Here is a 26,568-nt window from a genome sequence, read left to right on the forward strand (position 1 = left end):
GTCGGAGGACAGCGAGATGATGTCGCGGGTGCCGTCGACTGGCTGCAAGTCGGTGACGAGATGGTGCCGTTTCGCGATCGAGGGACAGCAGCCGGGATACCGGCCGGCAGGATCAAGATCCAGCGCGGGCCTTGGATATGACGGTCGCTCGGACAAGCGCGCAGAGAGACTGACGCAAAAAGCTACCGAGCCGGTGCCAGGTCCGCCAAACCAGTCTCTGCAAGGTCGAGATCGCAGGGTCAAGATCGAGTGCGTCGTGATCGAACCCCTCGGTTTCACAACAAAACGACAGGAGGACGCCATGATCGAGCAGCTCACGAACTTTCCAGACCAGGTCGTCGGGTTCCGCTGCAGCGGCCGGGTGACGAAGGAGGACTATGACAAGGTGCTGGCGCCCGCCGTGCTCGCCGGACTTCAAGCCAACCGGACTCTTCGATTATACTACGAGACCGGCAAGGATTTCACGCTCGATGCCGGCGCAATGTGGGAAGACTTCAAGATCGGCATCGAGCATCTGATGCGCTGGGACAGGATCGCGGTCGTGACCGACATCGAATGGATCCGGACGGCGGTACGTCTCTTCGCGTTCATGATGCCGGCAACGACCAGGGTGTTTTCACTGTCCGAGGCGGCCGAGGCCCACGCCTGGATCGCCGCATGACCAGAGGAGCAGGGTGAGGGGACGCCGCTGCGCGCACCTATCTCACCGCGATGTTCGGCCAGCACACGACCTACCGACGCGTGGACATGTTCCTCAAGGCCGGCCCGATCGTTCTCGACTTTCTCGAGCGGAAGACGGGCGTCCTGTTCGCGGCGCATCCGGTCCACCTCGCTGGACCATTGAGGCATGTCCTCGGTCTTCTCACCCGCTATGCGATGGACCGGATCGGCGACACACGGAACACGCCTGGTCATGGGAAACGCACTCGTCGCACGACTTCTCGACAGCATCCATCGCCTTGCCATCGACCTGCGCTTCGACGCCCGCACCGACTTAGAACGATCAGTTCACCTCCATGCGGAAAGATATCCGCAGGAAATGTGCGTTCCCAACCCGAGACCGATCTGACAAAGGAATAATCGCTGGGCTGGATCGCGCCGCTTTGGCCCAAGGAGTCTGGCGGCCCGGGCTGATCGATCTTGTTGTGGCTTCGTCGAGCACGACCACGCGGACCGAACCTCATCGCGGACGGGCGATACCTGCTCGTGATCACCGGCGGGGCCGGTCGGGCCACGGCGTGCCGGCCCGTCCGGTTCTTCGGGCGCCGGCCGGGGCCATTTTCCGAAAGTCCAGACGCGGCGCCGCGAGGGCCCTGGCCCGGCGGGAGTGATGGTTCACAAATCGCAGCAAACTGAAGGACATGCAGATGCCTCACGCCGCACCGTTCGGCTGGCACGATTGCTGCTTACTGAGCCGCCAAACGAGCGCCAGCTCCAGAACAACAGATGCGAGGGGACGTCCGGATGCCAGCCTACAGCTCATTCCTCACCTGAGACCCGGTGACAGGCGATCCCGACTGCGCAGCTTAGCGGGTCCGCCTCGCGCGGCCCGCGTCCAGACGCGCGACGTGGCCCCGGCACGCAATGGAGCCGGCGCGGAAGCGGGTCCTAGGCAGGCCAGAGAGATAGACCGAGTAAGATCAGGGAGAGAAGATACGATGTCTGCAACCATCACAGCGGCCGCGGCGCCGCAGAAGCCGTTCTACCGGATCCTCTATGTGCAGGTCCTGTTCGCGATCGTGCTCGGCGTCATCGTCGGCTGGCTCTGGCCCGAGTTCGGCAAGAACGAATGGATCAAGGCGCTGGGCGACGGCTTCGTCAAGCTGATCAAGATGGTGATCGCGCCGGTCATCTTCTGCACCGTGGTGTCGGGCATCGCACACGTCTCCGAAGTCAAGAAGGTCGGCCGCGTCGCCGTCAAGGCGCTGATCTATTTCGAGATCGTCTCGACCTTCGCGCTCGCGCTCGGGCTCATCGTCGGCAATTTCATTCAGCCGGGAGCAGGCTTCCAGGGCCAGAGCAGCAATGCTGCCGCCGTTGCCAACTACGCCAAGCAGGCGAGCGAGATGAAGTCGGTCGACTTCGTGCTCCACATCATCCCGGACACGGTGGTCGGCGCGTTCGCGCAAGGCGAGATCCTGCAGGTGCTGCTGTTCTCGATCCTGTTCGGCATTTCGCTGATGACGCTCGGCGAGCGCGGCCATACGATGCGCGCCTTCGTCGACGACGCCGCGCACGCGATCTTCGGCGTCATCGCTCTCGTGGTGAAGGCGGCTCCGATCGGCGCCTTCGGCGCCATGGCCTTCACCATCGGCCGCTATGGGCCGCAGGCGCTCGGCAACCTCGCCGGCCTGATCGCGACCTTCTATCTCACGGCGATCGCTTTCGTCGTGATCGTGCTCGGCATCATCGCCCGCATCGCCGGGTTCTCGATCTTCAAGTTCCTCAAATACATCAAGGACGAGCTGCTGATCGTGCTCGGCACCTCGTCGTCCGAGAGCGCGCTGCCGCAGATGATGGAGAAGCTGGAGCGGCTCGGCTGCTCCAAGCCGGTCGTCGGCCTGGTGGTTCCGACCGGCTACTCGTTCAATCTCGACGGCACCAACATCTACATGACGCTGGCGACGCTGTTCATTGCGCAGGCGATGAACGTCCACCTCTCCTTCGGCGAGCAGATCACGATCCTGCTGGTTGCGATGCTGACCTCGAAGGGCGCCTCGGGCATCACCGGTGCAGGCTTCATCACCCTGGCCGGAACACTTGCGGCCGTGCGGCCGGAGCTCGTTCCCGGCATGGCGATCGTGCTCGGCATCGACAAGTTCATGAGCGAATGCCGCGCACTGACCAACCTGTGCGGCAACGGCGTCGCCTGCGTGATCGTGGCGTGGTGGGAAGGCGAGCTGGATCGCGACAAGCTGCGCATCGCGCTCGATCGCGATATCGATCCGGCCGATGTCGAGGTCGCCGTCACGACGGGATAGGCCTGCGGTCGCGGGTGGCGCTGCTGTCGCATTCCAGCGTCAGTGGCGCCGTCGTGCCAAAATGTGGCATGCCCGCTTCGTCATCGTCAGGGGCCCGGCGCATCAGTCGGTCAAGCCCAATCGCGATGCCGCCAACATCTCGGATAATCTGCTAGGGTGGCAGCGGGCAGGGGCTCACCGTGGAGGCATCCTGCCTGGCGCCGCAAGGCCGCGCATTCCGACGTGATGACGCAACCGGAGTGACATCGCAGTCCCTCCGTCGCGGCGCGGTCACCCTTGGGGAGGTTGGATGATGGCCGTCGCGCAGTCTGGTGTTCCTCGCATCGTGATCGTCGGCGGCGGTGCCGGCGGCCTGGAGCTCGCGACCCGGCTCGGAGACGGATACGGCCGCAAGGGGAAGCTCGACGTCACCCTGGTCGAGCGCAACCGCACCCATGTCTGGAAGCCGAAGCTGCACGAGATCGCCGCGGGCAGCATGGACCTCTCGGCGCATGAGGTTGACTATCTCGCCCAGGCCTATTGGCACGGCTTCCACTACCGCATCGGCGACATGATCGGCCTCGACCGCGACAAGCGCGAGGTGCTGGTGGCGCCCTATCTCGATGCGGAGGGGCGCGAGGTCACGCCGCGGCGGACCATCCCCTATGACGTGCTCGTCATGGCCATCGGCAGCCAGAACAATGATTTCGGCACGCCCGGTGTCGTCGACCACGCGATCAAGCTGGAATCGCAGCACGACGCCCGGCGTTTCCACGAGCGCATGGTCAACGCCTGCATCCGCGCCCACTCGCAGTCGTCGCCGATCGCCCCGCACCAGCTCAAGGTGGCGATCATCGGCGCCGGCGCGACCGGCGTCGAGCTGGCCGCCGAGCTGCATCGAACGACCCGCGAGGTGGTGGCCTATGGTCTCGACCAGGTCGACGCCGAGAAGGACATCCGGATCACGCTGATCGAAGCCGCGGGCCGGGTGTTGCCGGCCTTGCCCGAGCGGGTGTCGCGCGAGACCGAGAAGCTGCTCGCAAAGCTCGGCGTCGAGGTGCTGGTCGGCGCCAAGGTCGCCGAGGTCGGGCCCGACAAAGTGAGCCTCGCCGACGGCCGTGTCATCCCGGCCGAGCTGATCGTCTGGGCCGCGGGCGTCAAGGCGCCCGACTTCCTGAAGGACATCGCGGGGCTGGAGACCAACCGCATCAACCAGCTCGTGGTGAGGCAATCGCTGCAGACCACGCGCGACGAGCGCATCTTCGCGATCGGCGACTGCTCGGCCTGCTCCTGGGGCGAGCGCGGCAACGTGCCGCCGCGGGCGCAGGCCGCGCATCAGCAGGCCTCGCACCTCTACAAGCAGATCCCGCGCTTCGTCAGGGGCGAGCCGCTGGCGGACTACCGCTATCACGATTTCGGCTCGCTGGTGTCGCTCGGCGAGTTCAGCACCGTCGGCTCGATGATGGGCGCGCTGGTCGGCGGCAATCTGGTGTTCGAAGGCCTGTTCGCGCGGATGATGTATCTGTCGCTCTACAAGATGCACGAATACGCGCTGCACGGCTTCGCCAAGGTGACCCTGGACACGCTGGCGCGGCTGATCACCCGCCGCACCGAGCCGCACGTCAAGCTGCACTGACGAGGGTGCCCAGGGCGCCGGCGTGGCCGATTTTGTTGTCGCCTATGGCCCGGCAAGGCCTTAGACTTGCAGAACAATTGCGGATACGGCAGGCGCGGCCCGGTGCATGGGCCTGGGAGCGATGGGCCTGGAAAAGGGAATGACGGACCTTCCATTCCGGATCGGCCTCGAGCGACATCCCGACGTCACTGCGGTGGTCCGCGGGCGCGCGGGCTTGGTCGTTCGCGGAGTGATGGCGGCTGCGCTGGTCGGCACGGCGGCCTGGTTCGGCTATGCCATTGCCTTTTCCCGCGGGCTCGATCAGCGGCACGCCACGGCCCAGCAGCGGCTGGCGGTCGAGGCCGCGCAGCTCGACGGCTACCTCTCGCGCTTCGAATATCTGCCGTCGCTGCTGGAGACCTCGCCCGATGTCTTCCGGCTGCTCGGCACGCCGGACGATCGCGCGCTGCAGCAGAGCGTCAGCCTGCATCTGAAGTCGATCAATCTGCTGGCCGGCGCCGACAACCTCTATGTCCTCACCGTCGCCGGTGATGCGATCGCCGCCGCCGATTTCGACCAGCCGGGCACGCCGGTCGGCAGCAACCTGTCCTACCGGCCTTATATGCGCCAGGCGCTGGCGACCGGCCGCGGCGCGTTCTTCGGCATCGGCATCACCAGCGCGCGCGCCGGCTATTACCTGTCCTATGCCGTCAAGCAACAGGGACGGACGATCGGCGTCGCCGTCGTCAAGGTCAATCTCGATGCCTTCGAGCGCGAATGGCGCAACCGCGGTGCCGACATGCTTCTGGTCGACGCCCGCGGCGTCACCATTCTCGCCTCGCGCGAGGAATGGCGCTTCCGCCCGCTGACGCCGCTCTCGGTGGATGCGCTCGAGGAAATCGCGACGTCGAAGCCCTATGGCAGTTCCAGCCTCGCGCCGCTCGGTTGGACCTTCATGGAGAGGACCGATCGCGGCGGTCAGGTCGCGACCGAGCGTGGCGCGGTCTACAGCGTCGACGAGCGTCCGCTCAACGGGCGGCAATGGCAGCTGCTGCTGCTCGACGACGAGGCGCCGATCCGGCGGACGGCCTTGATCATCGGCACGCTCTCGGGTCTCGCCAGCATCGTGGCGCTGCTGGCGTTCGGCCTGCTGGCGCAGCGACGCCGCGAGATCCGGCAGCGGCTGGCGAGCCAGGCCGCGCTGCAGGCCGCCAATGACAGGCTGGAAATGCGGGTGCAGGAGCGCACCGCCGAATTGCGCGCGGCGCAGGACGAACTCGTCCATGCCGGCAAGCTCGCCGTGCTCGGCCAGATGTCGGCGGGCATGGTGCACGAGATCAACCAGCCCTTGGCGGCGCTGCAGACCGCCTCCGACAATGCCGTGCAATTCGTCGATCGCGGCTTGATCGGCGAGGCCCGCGGCAATCTCATCCGCATCGGCGAGCTGGTCCGCCGTCTCGCGCGCCTGACCGGCCAGTTGCGCGTGTTCGCCTACAAATCGAACGCGCCGCTCGATGCGGTCGCGGTCGAGCAGGCGCTGTCCGAGACGTTCAAGATCCTCGGCGCGCGGGTGAAAGACGGCCATGTCGACGTGACCATCGATCTCGCGCCCGAGCTTCATGTCAGGGCCGATCAGATCCGGCTCGAGCAACTGCTCTGCAACATCGTCGCCAACGCGCTCGATGCCGTCGAGGGCGCCGCGCGGAAGTCCATCCACATCCACGCCGTGCGTGAGGAGGGGCAGTGCCGTATCGCCATCGCCAACAGCGGCCCGGTGATCGCCGCCGATGTCCTGCCGCACCTGTTCGAGCCCTTCGTCACGACCAAGCCGGCCGGCAAGGGCCTCGGGCTTGGGCTCGTCATCGCCAACCACATCGCACGGTCATTCGGCGGCGAGCTGCGGGCGCGGAATCTCGAGCCGGCCGGCGCCGAGTTCATCGTGCTGCTGCCGCTCGCCGATTGAAGAGGTCCCCGCATGACTCCTGAGCAACCGGTCGGCGTGATTTATGTCGAGGACGACGAGGATGTCCGCATCGGCGCCGTCCAGGCGCTGCAGCTCGCCGGCCTCCCGGTGACGCCGTTCGCCTCCGCCGAAGCCGCCGGCGCAATCGTCCGCGCCGACATGCCGTTCGTGGTGGTGTCCGACGTGCGGCTGCGCGGCAAGAGCGGCACCGAGTGGCTGTCCGAGCTGCGCCGGCTCGATCCCGACCTGCCGGTCATCCTGGTCACCGGCCACGGCGACATCTCGATGGCCGTGGACGCGATGCGCAACGGCGCCTACGACTTCATCGAGAAGCCCTGTTCGTCGGAGCAGCTCGTCTCCGTCGTGCGCCGCGCGCTCGACAAGCGGCACCTGACGCTCGAAGTCCGCACCTTGCGCTCGGCGCTCGCCGACCGCCAGGGCATCGAGGCGAGCCTGCTCGGGCGCTCGCCGCAGATCCAGGAGGTGCGCCGCCTCGTCGCCAATCTGGCCTCGACCAATGTCGACGTGACGATCTATGGCGAGACCGGCACCGGCAAGGACGTCGTCGCCCGTTGTCTCCACGCCCACAGTGCCCGGCGCGGCGGCAACTATGTCGCGGTGAATTGCGGCGGCCTGCCGGAGTCGCTGGTCGAGAGCGAATTGTTCGGCCACGAGGCCGGCGCCTTCACCGGCGCGACCAAGCAGCGGATCGGCAAGATCGAATACGCCCATGGCGGCACGCTGTTCCTCGACGAAATCGAGAGCATGCCGCTCAGCGTTCAGGTGAAGCTGCTGCGGGCGTTGCAGGACCGCTCGGTCGAGCGCGTCGGCTCCAACAAGCCTGTGGCGGTGGATTGCCGCGTGGTGGCGGCCAGCAAGGCCAATCTGTTCGAGCTCAGCGAGCAGAAGCTGTTCCGCGCCGACCTGTATTATCGTCTCGGCGTCGCCTTCATCGAGCTGCCTCCGTTGCGCGAACGCCGCGAGGACATCCCGATCCTGTTCGAGCACTTCACCCTCGAGGCCGCCAAGCGGTTCGAGCGCGACGCGCCGATCGTGAACGAGCAGACCATGTCGCTGCTGCTCGGCTACTCATGGCCGGGCAATGTGCGCGAGCTGCGCAACGTCGCCGACCGCTTCGTGCTCGGCGTGCTCGACCGCAAGGTCCTCGACCGCTCGGGCGCCGCAGCCTCGGAACTGTCGCTGCCACGGCAGTTGGAGAACATCGAGCGCTCGATCATCGAGGATGCGTTGCGCCGCAAGCTCGGCGACGTGCCGGCGACCGCGGCGCTGCTGAGCATTCCGAAGCAGACGCTTTACGACAAGATCAAGCGGCTCGCCGTCAAGGTCGACGGCATCCGCGAGGGCGCGCCGGCGCGGCCTCAGTCCTGACCGCGGCTGCATCGCCACCGTCGACGCCGACCACTGCGCTCACCTGAGGTAGGAAGGCCTCGTTCCATGCCGGCGATCAGGAACGAATGCCGCAGCACGCTTGTTGAAACATCATGACAGGCAGAGACACCCGCGACCTGCGCTCCGGCGCCTACGACCCCGTCAGCAAGGACGGTCTGCCGCAGCCGCAACAGGTCAAGGATGAAACGACGCCCCGCCAGCAGGAGCAGTGGGGCGCCGACGTGCGGGCCGAGCCCTTGCCCGGCACCGAGCCGGTGCTTCCCGAAGGGCTCAGGCGCGAGCGGCGTGATCCGCTCAATCGCAACACCGGTCGCCGCGACACCGGCTAGGGCATGATCCGGAAAAGTGGAAGCCGGTTTTCCGAAAAGATCATGCTCAAACAAAAGGATAAGATCATGATGCGATTCCGCGGAATCGCATCATGATCTAGGGCGCGGCGACCCAGCGTCTACTTCGCCGCGATCACCATGATCTCGACGGTGTATTGCGGCGCCGCAAGTCCGGCCTCGACCGTGGCGCGAGCCGGGGTGTTGCCGGCCGAGACCCAGCCATCCCACACGGCGTTCATTTCGCCGAACGTCTTGATGTCGGTGAGGTAGATCGTCGCCGACAACAGCTTCGACTTGTCGGTGCCGGCCTTGGCGAGGTGGCCGTCGATGATCGAGAGAATCTCCTCGGTCTGCTTGGTCACGCTTTCACCGGCCGTCTTTTGCGCGACGACTCCGGCGAGATAGACGGTATTGCCGTGAACGACGACCTGGCTCATGCGCGGGCCAATTTCGAAACGCTGGATCGACATCGAAGAACTCCTCAAAAGGTCAATTCGGGGCCTCTCCCTAGCGCGTGCGGCGCGGCAACGCCAGTCGGCTGAGGCAGGGCAGGGGTGGCAATCGAGCCTCTTTCCCGCCCCCTTTTACAACGTCGTGGCTGGCAATGTGCCCTCCATCGTCCTTCGAGACGCCCGCCTTTGCGGGCTCCTCAGGACGAGGCCGGAATTCGCGGCGCGGTCCATCTATCCTTCAGCACGATGCATCTCCTCATGGTGAGGAGCGCCGCTAGCGGCGCGTCTCGAACCATGAGGCCTCGACACGACCTTGCGTTGCCGGCATATCCGCAGCACACGGCCAGCGACGTTTCCGCATGACGCCGCTTCACCGCGCTGCAAAGCGGGGTTGCCCATGGGGCAGGCAAGCATGGGGCGTTTTCCGCGCTTGCACGGATATTTGAGACATGAAACATTCTCCGCGAGGTTCCTTTTTTGATGAGGCGGAGGGGCGTGATGCGGAAACGGTTGATGCTGGCGGCACTCGCGGCGATGACTTTGGTGACGAGCGCGGGGCCGACATTCGCACAGCAGACGATCCGCGTCGGCTGGACCATCCCGGCGGAAGAATCCAAATACTGGATGATGAAGCGGCCCGCCGAATTTCCGGATATCGGCAAGACCTACAACATCGAGTGGACCCAGTTCCAGGGAACGGCACCGATGACGCAGGCGCTCGCCGCCGGCGCGCTCGACTGCGCCACGCAGGCGCCGCTGTCACTCGCCAACGGCGTGGTCGGCGGCGGCCTCAAGGCCTACATCGTCGCCCAGCACGTCTATGAGAAGCCGGGCGGCTTCTCGGTCTACTGGGCGGTCAAGGACGATTCGCCGATCAAGACCATCGCCGATCTCAAGGGCAAGACGGTCGGCATCTCCGTGATCGGTGGCGGCACGCAGGGGCCGTTCAACATGCTCTTGAAGAAGGCCGGGCTCGATCCCGCCAAGGACATCAAGCTGGTCGAGGTCGGTTTCGCGGTGTCGGAGGATGCGCTGCGCCAGGGCCGTGTCGACGCCGTCAACATGAATCAGCCGTTTGCAGCGCGCGCCGAGGCCAAGGGCGGCACCCGTAAGCTGTTCTCGCTGTCCGAGGCGATGCCGAACATCGTCCACATCCTCGAGGCCTGCCGCGCCGATTTCGTCGACAAGAACCCTGAGCTGGTGAAGGCCTATGTCCGCGACATCACCGCCGGCATGAAGAAGGCGCTCGCCAACCGCGACGAGACCTTGAAGGTGGTGTCGGAGGTCATGAAGGCGCCGGTCGCCGTGATCGATACCTATCTGCTGAAAGACAACGATTTCGGCCGCGACCCGGTCGCCGCGCCGAACTTCCCGGCGATCCAGAAGATGCTCGACATCTACGCCGAGACCGGCATGCTGCCGAAGCTCGACGTCGCCCAGTTCAAGCATCCGACGATCGTCGCGCCGATCCAGTAGGCGGCTGGCGCGGAGCTCGTGTCGATGAGGAAGCTGCGCTCGCGCGTGACGGTGGAGGGGCTCGACCGCGCCCCGCACCGCGCCTTCATGCGCGCGATGGGGCTGGATGACGCCGACATCGCCAAGCCGATGATCGGTGTCGTCAGCCAGAAGGGCGAGCAGACGCCCTGCAACATGACGCACGACTTCCAGGTCGACGCGGCGAAGACGGGCATCTCGGAGGCCGGCGGCACGCCGCGCGAGTTCGCCACCGTCTCGGTCTCCGACGGCATCAGCATGAACCACGAGGGAATGAAGTTCTCTCTGTTCTCGCGCGAGCTGATCGCCGATTCGATCGAGGCCGTGGTCCACGGCCTCGCCTATGATGCGCTGATCGGCTTCGGCGGCTGCGACAAGACCTTGCCCGGCGTGATGATGGGCATGGTCCGCTGCAACGTGCCCTCGATCTTCATCTATGGCGGCAGCGCGCTGCCCGGCAAGTACCAGGGCAGGACGCTGACGGTGCTCGATTCGTATGAAGCCGTCGGCAGCTACATGACCGGCGAGATCGATGCACAGACGCTCGAAGGCATCGAGCGGTCCTGCCTGCCGACGATCGGCGCCTGCGCCGGGCAATTTACCGCCAACACCATGGGCATGCTGTCGGAGGCAATGGGCCTGTCGATGCCCAACGTCTCGATGATCCCCGGCGTCTATGCCGAGCGCGCCCACGTGGCGCGGCAGGCCGGACGCCTGATCATGCAGATGCTCGCGCGTGGCGGCCCGCTGCCGCGCGACCTCGTGACCCGGAAGGCGCTGGAGAACGGCGCGGCGATCGTCGCGGCGACCGGCGGCTCCACCAACGCGGCGCTGCATCTGCCGGCGATCGCCAATGAGGCCGGCATCCGCTTCACGCTCGACGATGTCGGCGAGGTGTTCGCGCGCACGCCGCTGATCGGCAATCTCAGGCCGGGCGGCAAGTACACCGCCAAGGACGTCTACGACATCGGCGGCGCCGCCGTGGTGATCCGCGCGCTGATCGAGAGCGGCCACATCGACGGCTCCTGCCTCACGGTGACGGGCCGCACGCTGGCCGAGGAATACGGCGCGGCCAACGCGCCGGACGGCGAGATCGTGTTCAGCCCGGCCAGGCCGATCATGGCCGACGGTGGCGTCGCCGTGCTCAAGGGCAACCTCGCGCCCGATGGCGCCGTCATCAAGGTTGCCGGCCTCAAGAACCTGGTGTTCGAGGGCCGTGCACGGGTGTTCGAAGACGAAGAGACCTGCGTCGCGGCCGTGCGCGCGCGCAACTATCAAGCCGGCGAGGTGCTGATCATCCGCAACGAAGGACCGGTCGGCGGTCCCGGCATGCGCGAGATGCTCGGTGTCACCGCGCTGATCTATGGTCAGGGCATGGGCGAGAAGGTCGCGCTGATCACCGATGGCCGCTTCTCCGGCGCCACCCGTGGCCTGTGCATCGGCTACGTCTCCCCGGAAGCCTTCGTCGGCGGTCCGCTGGCGCTGGTGCAGGATGGCGATCCGATCCGCATCGATGCGAAGGCGCGCACGCTCGACGTGCTGCTCGATGAGCGCGAGCTCGCCGCGCGTCGCAGCGCGTGGTCGCAGCGCCCGCCGCGGCACAGGGCAGGAGCACTGGCGAAATACGCGAAACTCGTTGGGCAGGCACCGCTCGGCGCCGTGACTCACGAGGGGCCGGCCGAATGGCCCTGGTTCGATCAGGACCGGGGATGATCCGCGCGTGGCGACGATTGGCAGGGTTCTTGCTAATCTGCGGCAGTCCGTCTTGCCTGATTTCACGGAGCGTTTGAGCGTGCTGCATCGGAAAGAGAAGCCGACATGGGCGTGACCCCGATCCGACCCGGCCAGCTTGCGGGCACGCCGCTCGGCCGCCGCGCGGCCACGCCGATCATCGAGATCGATCACGTGTCGCAGGTGTTCAAGACCTCGTCGCGCCGCGACCACACCGCGCTGTCGGACATTTCGCTGACGGTGGGCGAGGGCGCCTTCGTCTCGATTCTCGGGCCCTCCGGCTGCGGCAAGTCGACCTTGCTCTACATCGTCGGCGGCTTCGTCAGCCCGACCAGCGGCACCGCGAAGATGAAGGGCAAGCCGATCACCGGTCCCGGCCCCGATCGCGGCCCGGTGTTCCAGGAGTTCGCGCTGTTCCCCTGGAAGAGCGTGCTCGGCAACGTCATGTATGGTCCGCTGCAGCAGGGCAAGAAGCCGGCGAAGGCCGAGGCGCTCGCGCGGACGTTGCTCGCCATGGTCGGCCTCACCGGCTTCGAAAAATTCTATCCCAAGGAGCTCTCCGGCGGCATGAAGCAGCGCGTCGCGCTGGCGCGCACGCTGGCCTACGGGCCGGAGGTGCTGCTGATGGACGAGCCGTTCGGCGCACTCGACGCGCACACGCGCACGCGGCTGCAGAACGACCTGCTCGACATCTGGGAGCGCGACCGCAAGACGGTGCTGTTCGTGACCCACTCGGTCGAGGAAGCCGTGTTCCTGTCCGACAAGGTCGTGATGATGTCGCGCTCGCCCGGCCGCATCCGCGAGGTGATCGACATCGATCTGCCCCGGCCGCGCCGCCGCGAGGAGCTGCTGCTGGACCCGCGCTATCAGAAATACATCGTCGACATCGAGCGCATGTTCGACGATTCCGGTGACAACGAGCTGCCGTCATGAATGGACTGTCGAAGCCGCTCGCGCCGGTGCTGGCTTGCTGCGGTCTGCTCCTGGCCTGGCAGCTCGCCTCGCTCGGGCTGAAGAACGACAGCTTCCCGACCGCGCTGGAATCGCTGCGCGCGATCCCGCCGATCCTCACCGACAAGGAATCCCTGATCAACATCCTGGCCTCGCTGCGGCGGATGGCGATCGGCTTCGCGCTGGCGCTCGCCTTCTCGATTCCGCTCGGGTTGCTGATGGGGCGCAGCCGGTCGACCGCCGCCTTCTTCAATCCGCTGCTGATGCTGATCTACCCGGTGCCGAAGGCGGCGCTGATGCCGATCATCATGCTGTGGCTCGGCGTCGGCGACATTTCCAAGACGCTGGTGATCTTCCTCGGCGTCAGCCTTCCGGTGATCTACCACAGCTTCGAGGGCGCCAAGGCGGTCGAGGAGAAGATGCTGTGGTCGGGAGCGGCGATGGGTCTGTCGCCGGCCGAGCGTCTGCTGCGCATCGTCCTGCCTGCGGCCTTGCCGGAGATCCTGACCGGCTGCCGCACGGGCCTGGTGCTGGCGCTGATCACGATGGTCACGAGCGAGATGATCGCGCGGCAGTCCGGCGCGGGCAACATCCTGTTCAACGCGCTCGACATGGGCCAGTACGACACGGTGTTCGCGATGATCATCATCATCGGCGCCATGGGCATCTGCCTCGACGCGGCGTTCGAGGTCGTCAGGCGCTGGCTGGTGCGCTGGTCCGAGCCGCAGTTCGACATGCCCTTGAGCTTCTCATGACGCGCACCTCCAACGACATCCTGCTGGGCGCCGCGCCGATCGTGCTGGTCCTGCTGCTGTGGCAGGCGCTGGTGTCGTTCGGCTACGCGCCGCCGACCCTGCTGCCGCCGCCGGGGCAGGTGTTCCTGCGCATGGGTCAGCAGCTCTCGAGCGTCACCTTCCAGCAGGACATCGTGGCGACGCTGTTCCGGCTGTTCGCCGGCTTTGCGATCGCCGTGGTGCTCGGTGTTTCCCTGGGAATTGCCGCTGCGGTGAGCCCGCCCGTCAACGCCGCCGTCAAGCCCATCGTGCGCGTGCTGGCGCCGCTGCCGAAGGTCGCGCTCTATCCGGCCTTCCTGCTGCTGCTCGGCTTCGGCCACGAATCCAAGATCATGCTGGTGGCGGCGGATGCGCTGTTTCCGATCCTGCTGTCGACCTATTACGGCGCCACCACGGTCGAGCAGAAGCTGATCTGGTCGGCACTCGCAGCCGGGACGCCGCCGCGCGACGTGCTGTGGAAGGTGGTGCTGCCGGCCGCGATGCCGTCGATCCTGACCGGCTGCCGCATCGGCCTCGTGATCTCCTGCATCGTCGTGTTCCTCGCCGAGATGATCACCTCGACCGACGGGCTCGGCCATGTGCTGGTGACCGCCGCGCGCACCTTCCAGGCGGTCGACATGTTCGTGCCGCTGATCACGATCTCGCTCCTGGGCCTCATTCTCAACGCCCTGCTGCAGGGCCTGCGCGCTTACCTGCTGCGCGGCTTCCCCTCGGTCTGATACAGACAACGACAACAATCGGGAGAACGACCATGCTGGCGGATCGCATCGAGGCGAAATGGATCGACGCATTCTGCGAGATCTTCGAGCGCTGTGCCGTGAAGGCCGGCGACACCGCCGCGATCCTGTCGGAGACGCAGTCGCGCCCGCTCAACGTGCACATCGCCGAGCTGGCGCTGCTGCGCATGGGCGCGCGTCCGTTCCACGTCGTGGTGCCGACCCCGCGCAACCCCCACCCGGTGCCGGTGCGCTCGACCGGCGCGTCGGAGGCGATCGGCAAGCTCGGTCCTGTCGTGACGGCCTTGCAGCAAGCGGGCTTCGTCGTCGACTGCACGATCGAAGGGCTGATGCACGCGGTGGAGACGCCGGAGATCCTCAAAGCCGGCGCGCGCATTCTCGTCATCTCCAATGAGCATCCGGAAGCGCTCGAGCGCATGCGGCCTGACTCGGCGCTGGAGAAGCGCGTGCGGGCCGCCGCCAAGATGCTGCGCGGCACGAAACGCATGCGCGTGACGTCGAAGGCCGGCACCGATCTCGACGTCGTCATGGAGGGCGCCTCGACCGTCGGCGTTTGGGGCTGGACCGACCGTCCCGGCACGCTGGCGCATTGGCCGGGCGGCATCGTCGTCAGCTTTCCCAAGAGCAAATCGGTCAACGGCACCATCGTCATGGCGCCGGGCGACATCAACCTCACCTTCAAGCGCTATCTCTCATCGCCTGTCACGATGACGCTGCGCGACGACTACATCACCGACCTGGCAGGCGAGGGCGCCGACGCCGCGATGATGCGTGCCTATCTCGCCTCCTGGGGCGACCGCGAGGCCTATGCGGTGTCGCATGTCGGCTGGGGCATGAACCCCGGCGCGCGCTACGAGGCGCTGACCATGTACGACCAGCGCGACACCAACGGCACCGAGCTGCGCGCCGTCCCCGGCAACTTCCTGTTCTCCACCGGCGCCAACGAATTCGCCGGCCGCTATACGGCGGGTCATTTCGACCTGCCGATGATGGGGACAACGATCGAGCTGGACGGGGTCGCCGTGATCAAGGAAGGCGTGCTGCAGGACGTGTTCGGGTAAATTCCTTGGTCGTATTCGAGCAATCGCCCCGACAACGGGGCGCTCCCCTCCCCCTTGCGGGGAGGGGAGCGCACCTTGGTCGCGGCGGCAGGTCGCCCAACACGACGAGGCGTATCGATGACGATCCCGAACCTGAGCGAATTCAGAAAAAAATAAATCACTTGCTATTTTTCGGAAATCGTGGTTCTCTCTCTGCATCCCGCCTCACTGCGGAGGGGCGTTGCGCGCGATCGTCACGACACGCGAGGTGGGGATGCGATGGCCGCGAGAGATCGCAGCGTCTTCTTACGAGGGCGCGGACGAACGATCGCTTGCGGACGTGAAGTCGCAGCGTCCTGATACCCCGACGCTGGTATCAAGTCGCGTCGGCCTCAGTGCCGCGCGGTGATGGTGGCCAACAAGCCCGGCGCACCAGGGAGACTGCGTATAAGCGTTAGACCCATCGCGCAGGGAATGCCGGCGTGTTCGGCTTTGCCTGTGGTACCTGCCGCCTGCATTTTTTTCGCAGGCGGGCCATGGGTGAGGCCTTCACCCGGCATTCCCTGCGCCCTCTGCACGAGAAGAGGGACGAACTAATCAGCAGCCTCGGACGCAAATGCGTCGCGAGACCGCGTCCGCATGTCGATCGCTGTTTGAACCGTGAATCCGCTGGATGTCGCCGAACGTGCATCTCGACTCAAAACATTTCGGCCGGCGCGCTGCTCGATACATCGCCCTCTCCCCTTGTGGGAGAGGGCATCTCCGGCCTATCAACAAACGCGGTCGGGTGAGGGGTCTCTCTCCGCAGGCAAACTTCGTCGAGGCATACCCCTCACCCAACCGAGCCAGCCGCGCTGTCCCACATGCCCTCTCCCGCAAGGGGAGAGGGCCCATTCACGAGCAGTCGCCCCGTCTATTCTCCGCATCCGTAGGGCGGGCAAAACGGCCGCTCGCAGGGCGGTTGCGTGCCCACCGTAGATCCACGCGATCGGTGCGACCGGTGGGCACGGCGCGCGAGACATCGTCACGATCGGACGACGGCGTGGCGCGCCTTTGGCCACCCCATGGCTCCGTCGCTGCGACGTGCTCCGCCTCAATCCACCACCGGCGGCCGGGCCAGCTTGAAGTGACGCAGCATGTCGACCAGCGCTCCCAGCCGGTGCTCGCGATAGGCGGCGACATCCATCCCGGAATAGTCGAGGAAGCCCGAACCGGTGCGCAGGCCGATGCGGCCCTCCGCCATGTTGCGCTCGATCACCTCGGGCGCGCGGTAGCGGTCGCTGCCCAGCGCACCTTCGAGATAGCGGCTGGCGTAATACAGGATGTCGCCGCCGCCCCAGTCGATGAATTCGAGCAGGCCGAGCACGGCGTAGCGGAAGCCGAAGCCGTAGCGGATCGCCTTGTCGATCTCCTCGGCGCTGGCGACGCCTTCGCCGACCATGCGCGCCGCCTCGTTCATGGCGAGCGCCTGGATGCGCGGCACGATGAAGCCCGGCGTCGCCGCGCAGACCACCGGCACCTTGCCGATGGCTTCCAGCAGAGCCTTCAGCCGCGCCGTGACGTCGGGATCTGTGGCCTTGCCCGGCGAGATCTCGACCAGCGGGATCAGATAGGCCGGGTTGAGCCAATGGGCATTGAGAAATCGCTCGGGCCGCTCGACCGCACCGGAGAGATCATCGACCAGGATGGTCGACGTCGTCGAGGCGATGATGACGTCCGGCGCGACCGCGCGCGACGCCGCGGCCAACACCTCGCGCTTGAGGTCGACGATCTCCGGCACGCCTTCGAAGACGAGCGTGGTCTGCGCCAGCACGTCGCTGCTCGCGTCGGCCGGAGCCACGCTGATCTTCGCCATCAGTCTGTCGGCGTCCGCGGCCCGCAGCATCCCGAGCCGCGCCAAGGTGGCGAACGTCGCGCTGATCTCGCCGAGCGCCTCGCGCTGCAGCCTGTCGAACTCGGCCGCCGTGCGCGGCTTGATGTCGATCATGGTCACGGGATGGCCGGCATAGGCGAAAGCCACCGCGATCCCGCGCCCCATGCGACCGGCGCCGAGGCAGGCAATATGACCGCGCGCGCTCATGCCGCGAACCCGTCGCGCAGCAGCGCCTGCAGGGCGGTTCGATCGAGACCGCTAAGGCCGAGGCTGGCGAGCGTGCGTCCCGTCGCCCAAAAATCCTCGCCGCAGATCGCGCCGCCGATGGCAAGGAAAGCGCGGGCAAGCGGCACAGGCGTGCCGGTCAGCTCCGCCGCGGAGATCAGGAATGAGAGTCCGAGCCGAAGATCCTCGCGCATGTAGCGGTGCTGCGTCAGCACCAGCTGCTCGCGCCAGTCACCGGAGTCGGTGAGCCGGTCATGCGAGCCGCGGCCATACATCCAGATCTCGCCTTCCTTGGCGTAGTGATGCGCCAGCGGGAAATGCGGCGCGCCGTAGCCGAGCGCCTCGCGAACCGCGATCCGCTCCGAGTCGAGCGCGTCGGTCACCCGGCGGATCGATGCTTGCGTGCCTTCCTTGTGGATGTCCCAACGCTCGAAATGCTCGATGGGACCCGCATTCATCACGATCAGCGGCGGATGGATGATGCAGCCGGCATTCATCAACGCGCCCGACAGCGCATCGCCGCACGGCTCGATCACGCCGGGGAACGCCTTGCCGATCACGGCGAGCGCATGCTCGGCCGTCTTCAGCGGAAACACTCCGACCGGCAGCCGCTTGGCGCGAATGGTGATCGCGACCTCGAACGGTCCGTGCTTGCGCGTCAGCCAGGGCAGGGTGCCGGTCTCGGCGTAGCTGACACTGGCTTTGTTGCCGGCATCGCGCGCGGCTGCCGCGAAGATCATGGTGCCGAAGGTCGCCGGCGGCAGGAATACGACCTGGCCGTCGGTCAGATGCGGCGCCAGATGGCGCGCAATGTCGGCCTGTGCGAAGGCCGGCGCCGGGCAGAGGATCAGCTCGGCACCATGGACGGCCTCGCCGATGTCGGTCGTGACCAGCGCGAGCCTGGCCTCATGCCGGCCATTGACGTCCTTGACGACGATCGTCGAGCCCGCCGCTCGATGCTGCGCGACAGCGTCCGCATCGCGGCGCCACAGCCGGACCTCGTGACCTCCGAGCGCGAAATCGCCTGCCGCTGCAAAGGAGCCGTTGCCGCCGCCGAGCACTGCAATTTTCAAGAGCGCGTCTCCGTCTCGCTTATTTCGGGGTCATCGATCTGGCGCAGCAGATGGTGCTGCACCTTGCCGAGCGCGGTGCGCGGCAGGTCGTCGACGAAAACGATGTCCCGCGGCACCTTGAAGCGCGCGAGCTGCGACTGCAGATGCGCGCGCAGGGTCTCGGCCTCCAGCGCGCAGCCCTGGCGCTTGACCACGAAGGCGACCGGCACCTCGTCCCAGCGCGGATCGGGCCGGCCGATCACGCCGCAGTCGACGACGTCGGGATGCTCGCTGAGCACGCGCTCGATCTCGGCCGGATAGACGTTCTCGCCGCCCGAGATGATCATGTTGTTCTTGCGCTCGAGCACGAAGAAGTACCCCTCCGCATCGCGCTGGGCGATGTCGCCGGTGCGATACCAGCCGTCATGGATCGCCTGCTGCGTGGCTTTGGCGTTGCCCCAATATTCGAAGAACAGATTGGGCCCGCGCACGGCGATCTCGCCCGCTTTGCCCGCCGGAAGTTCGTCGCCGTCTTTGTCGATGATCTTGGCCTCGCAGCACAGCCCGGGCAGGCCGGTCGAGCCTGCGCGCGAGAGGTCGCCGCCGAGCCGCGTGTAGACCGCGATCGGACAGGTCTCGGTCGAGCCATAGACCTGCAGTACCGGCACACCGCGCGCCGTGATACGCGCGATCAGCGCCGGCGGCACGATGCTCGAGCCGGTGGCGACGGCCTTGAGCGACGACAGGTTCGCGGCGGCCCAGCCCGGATGCTCGGTGACGGCCTGGATCGTTGCAGGCACCAGCACGGTCAATGTCGGCCGGTCGTTGACGATCGCGGCCAGCGTCGAATCCGGGGTGAAGCGGGCGTGCAGCGTGACGGTGGCGCCGTGATGCAGCGCCGGCGTGGTCTGGATGTTGAGGCCGCCGACATGGAACAGCGGCAGCACCGTCAGCACGTGATCGTCGGAGGTCAGGCCATGCATGTGCTGGCTCATCACCCCGTTCCACAGCAGCGCCTCCTGCCGCAGCACTGCGCCCTTCGGCCGGCCCGTGGTGCCCGAGGTGTAGACGATCAGCAGCGGGCAGGAGAGATCGATGTGCGGGTTGCGATCGTCGCCGTGGCCACGCGCTAGGAGATCGTCGATCTGCAATCCGTTAGCCGGCGTGAAATCGATGCCGACCGGCACTGTCTCCGGGTGCTGCTCCGCTAGCGCCGGCAGCACCGGCGCAAACGCCTGCTCCAGCACCAGCACCTTGGCCGCGGCATCGGAAAGAATGAAGACCTGCTCGGCCACCGCGAGCCGCCAGTTCAGCGGCACCAGGATCGCGCCAAGCCGCGCGCAAGCATAGAGCAGGACCAGATAGTCCGGCCGGTTGAGACTCAGGATCGCGACGCGGTCGCCGCGCCCGACGCTGAACTCGGACTTGAGCGCGCGCGCCATCAGCGCGATGCGCGCGCTGAAATCGGCATAGCTCAGCGTCGCGCCTTCGAAGTGGATCGCCGGCTTGTCCGGCGTGAACGCCGCGTTGCGCTCGATCAGGTTGCAGAGGTCCACGCTCAGTCGTCCGTCTCGCCGGGCTCGTACAGTGCCTCGCGGCCGATGCGGTCGAGGCACAATTCGGCGGTCCAGGGCAGCATCAGGGAGCCGCAACGGCTGTCGCGATAGATGCGCTCCAGCGGCAGCGTCTTGAGCATCGACTGTCCGCCACAGGTGCGGATGGCGAGCGCCGCCAGGTCATTGGCCCCCTCCATCACCGAGTATTGCGCCGCATAGGCGCGCAGCGCCTGCTCCTTGGTCGGATTGGCGCGCGCCTCGGTCACCGCCTGGAACCAGATGCCCTTGATCTGCTCCAGCTTGATCTGCATCTGCGCCACCGCGATCTGCTTGGTCGGATACATCCGCCGCTTGACCGGCGGCATGCCCGGCACCTCGCCGCGCAGATATTTGACGGTGAAGTCATAGGCCGCCTGCGCCAGGCCCATATAGGTCGGCGACAGCGTCATGAACATGTGCGGCCAGCGCATGGCCGCCTGGAAGTAGACGCCGCGCGGCATCAAGGCGGCGTCCTCCGCGACGAAGACATCCTTGAACAGCAGCGTGCGTGACACCGTGCCGCGCATGCCCAGCGGATCCCAGTCGCCGACGACGGAGACGCCCTCCGTTTTCGCCGGCACCGCGAGATAGAGCGTGTTGCGGCGGGACGCCTTCTCGCCCTCGCTGACCTCGGTGCATAGCACACCATAATAATCCGCGTGTCCGGCAAGCGAGGCGAAGATCTTCTTGCCATTGATCAGCCAGCCGCCATTGACCGGCTTGGCCTCGGTGCCGAAGGCGACGCCGCCCGCCGCGGCTGCGCCGCCTTCCGAGAACGGTTGCGAGTAGATCGCGCCGTCCTCGACGATGCGCTTGTAGTGGATCGCGCGCCGCCGCTCATGCTCGGCGCGGACGTCGTCCTCCATGTCGAGGTCGTCGGCGAGCGGTCCGGACCATAAGGTCGAGCAAACGTGCATGTTCCAGGTCAGCGCGGTCGCGCCGCAATAGCGGCCGATCTCGGCGGCGGTGAGTGCATAGGTCTGGTAGCCGGCGCCGAGGCCGCCGAGAGCCTTGGGAACGGAGATGCCGAGCAGGCCGGCGCGATGCAGGTCCTTGTAGTTCTCAGTCGGAAAGCTCGCCTCGCGATCCCAGGTCGCGGCGCGGCCCGCCAGCACGCTCTGTCCGAGTTGCCGAGCGCGAGTGATGATGTCGGCCTGCTCAGCGGTCAGCCGGTACGCGGCCGGATCGAACATCGGGGCGTCGAGCGCCTCACGGGATGCCGTCGCCGTCTTCTGGACCTGAATGGTCATTGTGCCTCCGCTGCCGTCGTTGTCGCGTGCGCCCTCAGAAAGGCGTCGAGCGCAGTGTTGAATTCGCCGGGCCGTTCGAGATTGACGAGATGGCCGGCGCCTTGGATCTCGACATAGCTCGACGCGGGAATGAAGCTCGCCATCTTCTCCATCATCGGCGCCGGTGCGTTGCGATCCTTCGATCCCGAGAGCACCAGCGTCGGCACCTTGATGTTCCTCAAGGTTTGTCGCCGGTCGAAACCGAGCAGGGCCAGCATGCTCGAGCGATAGCTTGCCTCGGGCACGCCGGCCATGCAGGAGGTTGCAATTTCAAGGCCGTTCGGATCGGGATCGTCGCCGACCAACTCCTCGACCAGGCCCGACGCCAATGACGCCATCGTCGCTCCGCGATCCAGCGGGCCGAGGCGGGCCTCGATGAACGATTTCTGCCAGTCGCCGTCGGCCTTGCCGAAGGCCGGGCTGGTCTGAGCCAACACCACGGCCGACGCGGCCTGTGGATGCATCGTCAACCATTCCTGTACGATCATTCCGCCGATGGAATGACCAACGAGGATCGGCTGCTTGGCGCCGATCTGAATCAGGAAGTCTTGGAGCGCAGCGGCGAGCGTGGTGATGCTGACCATGTCGAGCCGGGCGGATCGGCCATAGCCCGGCATGTCCCAGGCCATCGCATGGCAGCGCTCGCCGAAATAATCGAGCTGACCACGCCAGGCGCGCGCGGCGCCACCGATGCCGTGCAGGAACACAACGCTCTGTTGCTCGGGCGTCCCCGATGCCTCGTAGCCGAAGCGGCCGTCCTTCGTGGTAACGATTTGCGACGCAGGCACGCAGACCTCCGAGATATGCCCGAGGCCGCTACGTTGCTCGCTCCAGGCCCTTGAACGCTAGTCGCGGTAAACGAGGTGTCAAGCCGCTTCCGGCGTGTTGTTGCAAAAATTTGAAGTTTAAAATAACTTCTCCGTCGAGACGAGCCAACGAAATCAGAGGAGGCGCACGCATGTCCGGACTTCCGCAAGCCGCGCATGCGATGGTGACCGGGGGCGGGCGCGGCATTGGCCGCGAAATCGCGCGCGCCTTGAAGCTTGCGGGCGCAACCGTGACGATCGTCGGTCGCAACCGCGCAACGCTCGATGAGGCGATCGCGGCCGGATGCGCAGATCATGCCGCAATCGCCGATGTTGCCGATCCGGTGGCGCTCAATGCCGCAGCCGCAAGCGCCGCCGCGCATCAGCCGATCGACATTCTGGTCGCCAATGCGGGAAGCGCAGAATCGGCGCCGTTCCTGAAATCCGACACCGCGTTGTTCCACCGCATGATGGACATCAACTTCATGGGCGTCGTACACGCCGTGCAGGCGGTGCTGCCGGCGATGAAGGGCAGGCCCTACGGCAGGATTGTCGCAGTGGCGTCTACCGCGGGCCTCAAGGGCTATCCCTATGTCAGCGCGTACACCGCGGCCAAGCATGCGGTCGTCGGCCTCACGCGATCGCTGGCGCTGGAGCTGGCCGCGACGCGCGTCACGGTCAATGCCGTGTGTCCCGGCTTTACCGATACCGATCTTGTCGCGGAAAGCGTCGACAACATCATGAAAAAGACCGGCCGCAGCCGGGAGCAAGCGATCGCCGAGCTTGCCAAGCACAATCCGCAGGGGCGTCTCATCATGCCGCAGGAGGTTGCCGACACTGTGCTGTGGCTGTGCGGCAGCGGTGCCGGTGCGATCACGGGGCAGGCGATCGCGGTTGCCGGCGGCGAAGTGTGAGCCGCAGCGCCCTGGCCTAACGAAAACAGTTGAACAGAGGGAACTTACATGTCGAGACCGGCCAACCCCGTCACCGTGCCGCTGGCGGACTACAAGCCCAGCCATTTCCTGCTTACGGTCAAGGATCGCGTCGCGACCGTGACGTTGAACCGGCCCGAGCGCAAGAATCCGCTGACGTTCGAGAGCTATCGCGAGCTGACCGATTTCTTCCGGGCCTGTGCCTTCGACGATGAGGTCAAGGCGGTGGTCGTGACCGGCGCCGGCGGCAACTTCTCGTCCGGCGGCGATGTGTTCGAGATCATCGGTCCGCTGGTGAAGATGGACACCAAGGGTCTCACCGCCTTCACCCGCATGACCGGCGACCTGGTCAAGGCGATGCGCGCCTGTCCGCAGCCGATCGTCGCCGCCGTCGAGGGCATCTGCGCCGGTGCCGGCGCCATCGTCGCGATGGCCTCCGATATTCGTCTCGCAGCGACCGGCGCCAAGGTCGCGTTCCTGTTCAACAAGGTCGGTCTTGCCGGCTGCGACATGGGCGCCTGCGCGATCCTGCCGCGCATCATCGGCCAGTCGCGTGCGTCCGAACTGCTCTACACTGGCCGCTTCATGAGCGCGGACGAGGGCGAGCGCTGGGGCTTCTTCAGCCGCACCGTCGCGCCCGCCGACGTGCTGGGGCAGGCCGTGACACTGGCAACAGAGATCGCGAACGGCCCGACCTTTGCCAACACGATGACCAAGCGCATGCTGGCGATGGAATGGGCGATGTCGGTCGAGGAGGCGATCGAGGCGGAGGCAGTTGCCCAGGCCTTGTGCATGACGACAGAGGATTTCAACCGCGCCTTCGAAGCGTTCGCCGCCAAGTCCAAACCGGTCTTCCAGGGCAATTGAGCGGCCGCGGGAACCAAAGGGACTTGCCAGGAGATATTTTAGGTCTAAAATAATTTTCATTGGCTCGGCTCTCCAGCGGAGGCGCTCATGAAGATCGCGATCATCGGCGGCGGACCTGCCGGTCTCTATGCGGCGATATTGCTCAAGAAGCAGCGGCCCAGCGCCGACATCGCGGTCTACGAGCGCAACCGTGCCGACGATACGTTCGGCTTCGGCGTGGTGTTCTCGGACGCCACGCTCGACAATTTCGAGAAGCACGATCTGCCGAGCTACCAGCGCATCACCCAGGAGTTCGCCTACTGGGATGATATCGCCGTGCACTTCCGCGGCACGGTGCATCGCGTCGGCGGCAACGGCTTCTGCGGCTGCTCGCGCCGCACGCTGCTGCGCATCCTGCAGGAGCGTGCCCACGAGCTGGGTGTCGCTCTGCACTTCGAGGTCGATCTCGAGGACGAGACGCAATTCGCTGATGCCGATCTCCTGATCCTGTCGGATGGCATCAACAGCCGCTTCCGCCAGAAGTATGTCGATCACTTCCAGCCCGAGGTCGACCTGCGCGCCAACAAGTTCGCGTGGATGGGCTCGACCAAGCCGCTCGATGCCTTCACCTTCATCTTCCAGGAGACGGAGTGGGGCCCGTTCATTGCGCACGCCTATCAGTATGAGGCGGGGCACTCGACCTGGATATTCGAGACGGATCCCGAGACCTTCGAGCGCGCCGGCCTGACCGGGCTCGACGAGCGGCAGTCCGCCGATCGCATGAAGGAGATCTTCGGCTGGTTCCTCGGCGACCATCCGCTGCTGATCAACCGCTCGATGTGGCGCAATTTCCCGATGATCCGCAACAAGCGCTGGGTCAGGGACAACATGGTGCTGCTCGGTGACGCCAAGTCGACCGCGCATTTCTCGATCGGTTCGGGCACCAAGCTTGCGATGGAGGACGCGATCGCGCTGGCTGACGCCATGCAGCGCGCGCCCAACATTCCAGCGGCGCTCGATCTTTACGAGCATGGCCGGCGCGAGGAGGTCGAGAAGACCCAGCACGCCGCCGACGTGTCGCTGGTCTGGTTCGAGCATGTCGACCGCTTCTGGGATTTCGACCCGGTTCAGTTCGCGTTCGGCGTGATGACGCGCTCGAAAGCGATCACCTACGACAATCTCACTCTGCGCGCGCCGGACTTCGTGGCCGAGGTTGACAAGGCCTTCGCGCGCCAGGTCCGCGCCAAGGGTTTTGATGTCGATGTCGAGAAGCCCTTGGCGCCGATGTTCCAGCCGCTCAAGCTGCGCGAGATGACAATCGTGAACCGCGCGGTGCTGTCGCCGATGTGCATGTACTCGGCGGAGGAAGGTGTCCCTGGCGATTTCCACTTGGTGCATTACGGCTCGCGCGCGATCGGCGGCGCGGGTCTGCTGTTCACCGAGATGACCTGCGTCAGCCGCGGTGCCCGCATCACGCCCGGCTGTGCCGGTCTGTGGAACGACGCCCAGGAGGCGGCGTGGACGCGCATCGTCGATTTCGTCCATGCGAACTCGCAGGCGAAGTTCGCGCTGCAGCTCGGCCACGCCGGCCGCAAAGGCGCGACCAAGCTGATGTGGGACGGCATCGACCGGCCGTTGGAGCAGGGCGGCTGGGACGTGGTGTCGGCGTCGCCATTGCCGTATTTTCCGGACAGCCAGGTGCCGCGCGAGCTCGACCGCCAGTCGATGGATGCGATCAAGACCGACTTCGTCGCTGCGGCCGAGCGCGGCAACCGCTGCGGATTCGACATGCTCGAACTGCACTGCGCCCACGGCTATCTGCTCGCGAGCTTCATATCGCCGCTGACCAACAGGCGCACCGATGAGTACGGCGGCTCGCTGGAGAACCGGCTGCGCTTCCCGCTGGAAGTGTTCGCGGCGATGCGCGCGGCGTGGCCGGCGCACAAGCCGATGTCGGTGCGCATCTCCGCCACCGACTGGGCCGAGGGCGGCATCACTGGTGACGACGCGGTGCTGATCGCCCGCGCCTTCGGCGAGGCGGGCGTCGATCTCGTCGACGTCTCGACCGGGCAGACCGTGCGCGAGGCCAAGCCGATCTACGGCCGCATGTTCCAGACGCCGTTCTCGGACCAGGTCCGCAATGAGGCTGATGTCGCCACCATGTGCGTCGGTAACATCACTTCGGCCGACCAGGTCAATACCATCCTCGCCGCCGGCCGCGCCGATCTCGTCGCGCTCGGCCGTCCGCATCTGGTCGACCCCGCCTTCACGATGAAGGCCGCGGCCTGGTACGGCGCCGACATGTTCTGTCCACCGCAATATCTGCCGGGCAAGGAGCAGATCTTCCGCAACAGCGTCCGCGACCGGCAGGATTTCGAGGAGCTGAAGATTAAGGCTAAGCCGAAAACGCGGGCCGAGCTGAAGGCCGAGGCTGCGAAGCCGCTTGCGGCGGAGTGAGCCGCTGTGCAACGCTG

The 26,568-nt window shown here is 66.2% G+C and carries 21 protein-coding genes; 15 read left to right on the forward strand and 6 right to left on the reverse strand.

Features of this window, described 5'->3' with window-relative positions; translation table 11 throughout:
- The first annotated feature begins 16 nt into the window (after positions 1 to 16).
- The 6 genes from ACQR1X_RS02820 to ACQR1X_RS02845 all read left to right on the forward strand — a co-directional run bounded on the left by ACQR1X_RS02820 (position 17) and on the right by ACQR1X_RS02845 (position 8,277).
- A complete protein-coding gene (locus ACQR1X_RS02820; RefSeq protein WP_434898280.1) occupies positions 17 to 661 on the forward strand; it encodes an STAS/SEC14 domain-containing protein in 645 nt (214 codons plus the stop codon).
- Between the two features lie 997 nt (positions 662 to 1,658).
- Positions 1,659 to 2,981: a dicarboxylate/amino acid:cation symporter gene (locus ACQR1X_RS02825; RefSeq protein ID WP_434898281.1), complete on the forward strand. Its 1,323-nt coding sequence runs from the start codon at positions 1,659 to 1,661 to the stop codon at positions 2,979 to 2,981.
- Between the two features lie 292 nt (positions 2,982 to 3,273).
- The gene (locus ACQR1X_RS02830; RefSeq protein WP_434898379.1) at positions 3,274 to 4,596 is read left to right on the forward strand and encodes an NAD(P)/FAD-dependent oxidoreductase; all 1,323 of its coding nucleotides are present in this window, start codon (positions 3,274 to 3,276) and stop codon (positions 4,594 to 4,596) included.
- A gap of 139 nt (positions 4,597 to 4,735) precedes the next feature.
- Positions 4,736 to 6,538 carry a sensor histidine kinase gene (locus tag ACQR1X_RS02835; protein WP_434898282.1) on the forward strand — a complete coding sequence of 601 codons (1,803 nt, stop codon included), beginning with the start codon at positions 4,736 to 4,738 and terminating at the stop codon, positions 6,536 to 6,538.
- A gap of 12 nt (positions 6,539 to 6,550) precedes the next feature.
- Positions 6,551 to 7,927, forward strand: a complete 1,377-nt coding sequence (locus tag ACQR1X_RS02840) for a sigma-54-dependent transcriptional regulator (RefSeq protein ID WP_434898283.1) — start codon at positions 6,551 to 6,553, stop codon at positions 7,925 to 7,927.
- Positions 7,928 to 8,040: 113 nt separating this feature from the next.
- Positions 8,041 to 8,277, forward strand: coding sequence for a hypothetical protein (locus ACQR1X_RS02845; protein ID WP_316218442.1), 237 nt, complete (start codon positions 8,041 to 8,043; stop codon positions 8,275 to 8,277).
- A gap of 119 nt (positions 8,278 to 8,396) precedes the next feature.
- On the opposite strand, the gene ACQR1X_RS02850 is transcribed toward ACQR1X_RS02845, so the two are convergent.
- Positions 8,397 to 8,747 carry a RidA family protein gene (locus ACQR1X_RS02850; RefSeq protein ID WP_315715601.1) on the reverse strand — a complete coding sequence of 117 codons (351 nt, stop codon included), beginning with the start codon at positions 8,745 to 8,747 and terminating at the stop codon, positions 8,397 to 8,399.
- 480 nt (positions 8,748 to 9,227) lie between these two features.
- Here ACQR1X_RS02850 and ACQR1X_RS02855 point away from each other — a divergent pair, with 480 nt between their 5' ends.
- The 6 genes from ACQR1X_RS02855 (at position 9,228) to ACQR1X_RS02880 (ending at position 15,497) form a co-directional block, all read left to right on the forward strand.
- Positions 9,228 to 10,205: an ABC transporter substrate-binding protein gene (locus ACQR1X_RS02855; protein ID WP_315802406.1), complete on the forward strand. Its 978-nt coding sequence runs from the start codon at positions 9,228 to 9,230 to the stop codon at positions 10,203 to 10,205.
- Between the two features lie 24 nt (positions 10,206 to 10,229).
- Positions 10,230 to 11,936 carry a dihydroxy-acid dehydratase gene (gene ilvD, locus ACQR1X_RS02860; protein WP_434898284.1) on the forward strand — a complete coding sequence of 569 codons (1,707 nt, stop codon included), beginning with the start codon at positions 10,230 to 10,232 and terminating at the stop codon, positions 11,934 to 11,936.
- A gap of 105 nt (positions 11,937 to 12,041) precedes the next feature.
- A complete protein-coding gene (locus tag ACQR1X_RS02865) occupies positions 12,042 to 12,887 on the forward strand; it encodes an ABC transporter ATP-binding protein (RefSeq protein ID WP_315802408.1) in 846 nt (281 codons plus the stop codon).
- Entirely contained in the window at positions 12,884 to 13,660 is a 777-nt protein-coding gene (locus tag ACQR1X_RS02870) for an ABC transporter permease (protein ID WP_315802409.1), read from the forward strand. Before ACQR1X_RS02865 ends, ACQR1X_RS02870 begins: the two co-directional genes overlap by 4 nt.
- Positions 13,657 to 14,418 (forward strand): ABC transporter permease, encoded by a 762-nt coding sequence (locus ACQR1X_RS02875; protein WP_315802410.1) that lies wholly within the window; start codon positions 13,657 to 13,659, stop codon positions 14,416 to 14,418. The genes ACQR1X_RS02870 and ACQR1X_RS02875 overlap by 4 nt, the downstream gene beginning before the upstream one ends.
- Positions 14,419 to 14,450: 32 nt before the next feature.
- On the forward strand, positions 14,451 to 15,497 hold the full coding sequence (locus tag ACQR1X_RS02880; RefSeq protein WP_315802411.1) for a peptidase M29: 1,047 nt from the start codon (positions 14,451 to 14,453) through the stop codon (positions 15,495 to 15,497).
- Positions 15,498 to 16,569: 1,072 nt separating this feature from the next.
- Here ACQR1X_RS02880 and ACQR1X_RS02885 read toward each other — a convergent pair.
- From ACQR1X_RS02885 to ACQR1X_RS02905, 5 genes are read right to left on the reverse strand one after another with little or no spacing between them, the layout of a single operon-like run.
- Complete coding sequence (locus tag ACQR1X_RS02885; protein WP_434898285.1) at positions 16,570 to 17,556, reverse strand: 3-hydroxybutyryl-CoA dehydrogenase; 987 nt, start codon at positions 17,554 to 17,556, stop codon at positions 16,570 to 16,572.
- Positions 17,553 to 18,647: an NAD/NADP octopine/nopaline dehydrogenase family protein gene (locus ACQR1X_RS02890; protein ID WP_434898286.1), complete on the reverse strand. Its 1,095-nt coding sequence runs from the start codon at positions 18,645 to 18,647 to the stop codon at positions 17,553 to 17,555. Before ACQR1X_RS02890 ends, ACQR1X_RS02885 begins: the two co-directional genes overlap by 4 nt.
- On the reverse strand, positions 18,644 to 20,182 hold the full coding sequence (locus ACQR1X_RS02895; protein WP_434898287.1) for a class I adenylate-forming enzyme family protein: 1,539 nt from the start codon (positions 20,180 to 20,182) through the stop codon (positions 18,644 to 18,646). The genes ACQR1X_RS02890 and ACQR1X_RS02895 overlap by 4 nt, the downstream gene beginning before the upstream one ends.
- Positions 20,183 to 20,184: 2 nt before the next feature.
- The gene (locus ACQR1X_RS02900; protein WP_434898288.1) at positions 20,185 to 21,471 is read right to left on the reverse strand and encodes an acyl-CoA dehydrogenase family protein; all 1,287 of its coding nucleotides are present in this window, start codon (positions 21,469 to 21,471) and stop codon (positions 20,185 to 20,187) included.
- Complete coding sequence (locus ACQR1X_RS02905) at positions 21,468 to 22,298, reverse strand: alpha/beta fold hydrolase (protein ID WP_434898289.1); 831 nt, start codon at positions 22,296 to 22,298, stop codon at positions 21,468 to 21,470. Before ACQR1X_RS02905 ends, ACQR1X_RS02900 begins: the two co-directional genes overlap by 4 nt.
- A 170-nt stretch (positions 22,299 to 22,468) precedes the next feature.
- Here ACQR1X_RS02905 and ACQR1X_RS02910 point away from each other — a divergent pair, with 170 nt between their 5' ends.
- The 3 genes from ACQR1X_RS02910 to ACQR1X_RS02920 all read left to right on the forward strand — a co-directional run bounded on the left by ACQR1X_RS02910 (position 22,469) and on the right by ACQR1X_RS02920 (position 26,551).
- A complete protein-coding gene (locus ACQR1X_RS02910; RefSeq protein WP_434898380.1) occupies positions 22,469 to 23,230 on the forward strand; it encodes an SDR family NAD(P)-dependent oxidoreductase in 762 nt (253 codons plus the stop codon).
- Positions 23,231 to 23,278: 48 nt separating this feature from the next.
- On the forward strand, positions 23,279 to 24,115 hold the full coding sequence (locus tag ACQR1X_RS02915) for an enoyl-CoA hydratase family protein (protein WP_315802417.1): 837 nt from the start codon (positions 23,279 to 23,281) through the stop codon (positions 24,113 to 24,115).
- Between the two features lie 87 nt (positions 24,116 to 24,202).
- Positions 24,203 to 26,551, forward strand: a complete 2,349-nt coding sequence (locus ACQR1X_RS02920; protein ID WP_434882185.1) for a bifunctional salicylyl-CoA 5-hydroxylase/oxidoreductase — start codon at positions 24,203 to 24,205, stop codon at positions 26,549 to 26,551.
- Positions 26,552 to 26,568 lie beyond the last annotated feature (17 nt).

Source organism: Bradyrhizobium sp. HKCCYLRH3073 (assembly GCF_051167995.1).
In the GTDB taxonomy this organism is placed as follows: domain Bacteria; phylum Pseudomonadota; class Alphaproteobacteria; order Rhizobiales; family Xanthobacteraceae; genus Bradyrhizobium.

Excerpts from the sequence above, each read along its gene's own strand:
- ACQR1X_RS02865 (WP_315802408.1), top strand. The coding sequence starts at position 12,042 with ATGGGCGTGACCCCGATCCGACCCGGCCAGCTTGCGGGCACGCCGCTC.
- ACQR1X_RS02870 (WP_315802409.1), top strand. The coding sequence starts at position 12,884 with ATGAATGGACTGTCGAAGCCGCTCGCGCCGGTGCTGGCTTGCTGCGGT.
- ACQR1X_RS02855 (WP_315802406.1), top strand. The coding sequence starts at position 9,228 with ATGCGGAAACGGTTGATGCTGGCGGCACTCGCGGCGATGACTTTGGTG.
- ACQR1X_RS02850 (WP_315715601.1), bottom strand. The coding sequence starts at position 8,747 with ATGTCGATCCAGCGTTTCGAAATTGGCCCGCGCATGAGCCAGGTCGTC.
- ACQR1X_RS02920 (WP_434882185.1), top strand. The coding sequence starts at position 24,203 with ATGAAGATCGCGATCATCGGCGGCGGACCTGCCGGTCTCTATGCGGCG.
- ACQR1X_RS02835 (WP_434898282.1), top strand. The coding sequence starts at position 4,736 with ATGACGGACCTTCCATTCCGGATCGGCCTCGAGCGACATCCCGACGTC.
- ACQR1X_RS02880 (WP_315802411.1), top strand. The coding sequence starts at position 14,451 with ATGCTGGCGGATCGCATCGAGGCGAAATGGATCGACGCATTCTGCGAG.
- ACQR1X_RS02900 (WP_434898288.1), bottom strand. The coding sequence starts at position 21,471 with ATGACCATTCAGGTCCAGAAGACGGCGACGGCATCCCGTGAGGCGCTC.
- ACQR1X_RS02915 (WP_315802417.1), top strand. The coding sequence starts at position 23,279 with ATGTCGAGACCGGCCAACCCCGTCACCGTGCCGCTGGCGGACTACAAG.
- ACQR1X_RS02840 (WP_434898283.1), top strand. The coding sequence starts at position 6,551 with ATGACTCCTGAGCAACCGGTCGGCGTGATTTATGTCGAGGACGACGAG.
- ACQR1X_RS02820 (WP_434898280.1), top strand. The coding sequence starts at position 17 with ATGATGTCGCGGGTGCCGTCGACTGGCTGCAAGTCGGTGACGAGATGG.
- ACQR1X_RS02845 (WP_316218442.1), top strand. The coding sequence starts at position 8,041 with ATGACAGGCAGAGACACCCGCGACCTGCGCTCCGGCGCCTACGACCCC.
- ACQR1X_RS02875 (WP_315802410.1), top strand. The coding sequence starts at position 13,657 with ATGACGCGCACCTCCAACGACATCCTGCTGGGCGCCGCGCCGATCGTG.
- ilvD (WP_434898284.1), top strand. The coding sequence starts at position 10,230 with ATGAGGAAGCTGCGCTCGCGCGTGACGGTGGAGGGGCTCGACCGCGCC.
- ACQR1X_RS02885 (WP_434898285.1), bottom strand. The coding sequence starts at position 17,556 with ATGAGCGCGCGCGGTCATATTGCCTGCCTCGGCGCCGGTCGCATGGGG.
- ACQR1X_RS02910 (WP_434898380.1), top strand. The coding sequence starts at position 22,469 with ATGTCCGGACTTCCGCAAGCCGCGCATGCGATGGTGACCGGGGGCGGG.
- ACQR1X_RS02825 (WP_434898281.1), top strand. The coding sequence starts at position 1,659 with ATGTCTGCAACCATCACAGCGGCCGCGGCGCCGCAGAAGCCGTTCTAC.
- ACQR1X_RS02830 (WP_434898379.1), top strand. The coding sequence starts at position 3,274 with ATGGCCGTCGCGCAGTCTGGTGTTCCTCGCATCGTGATCGTCGGCGGC.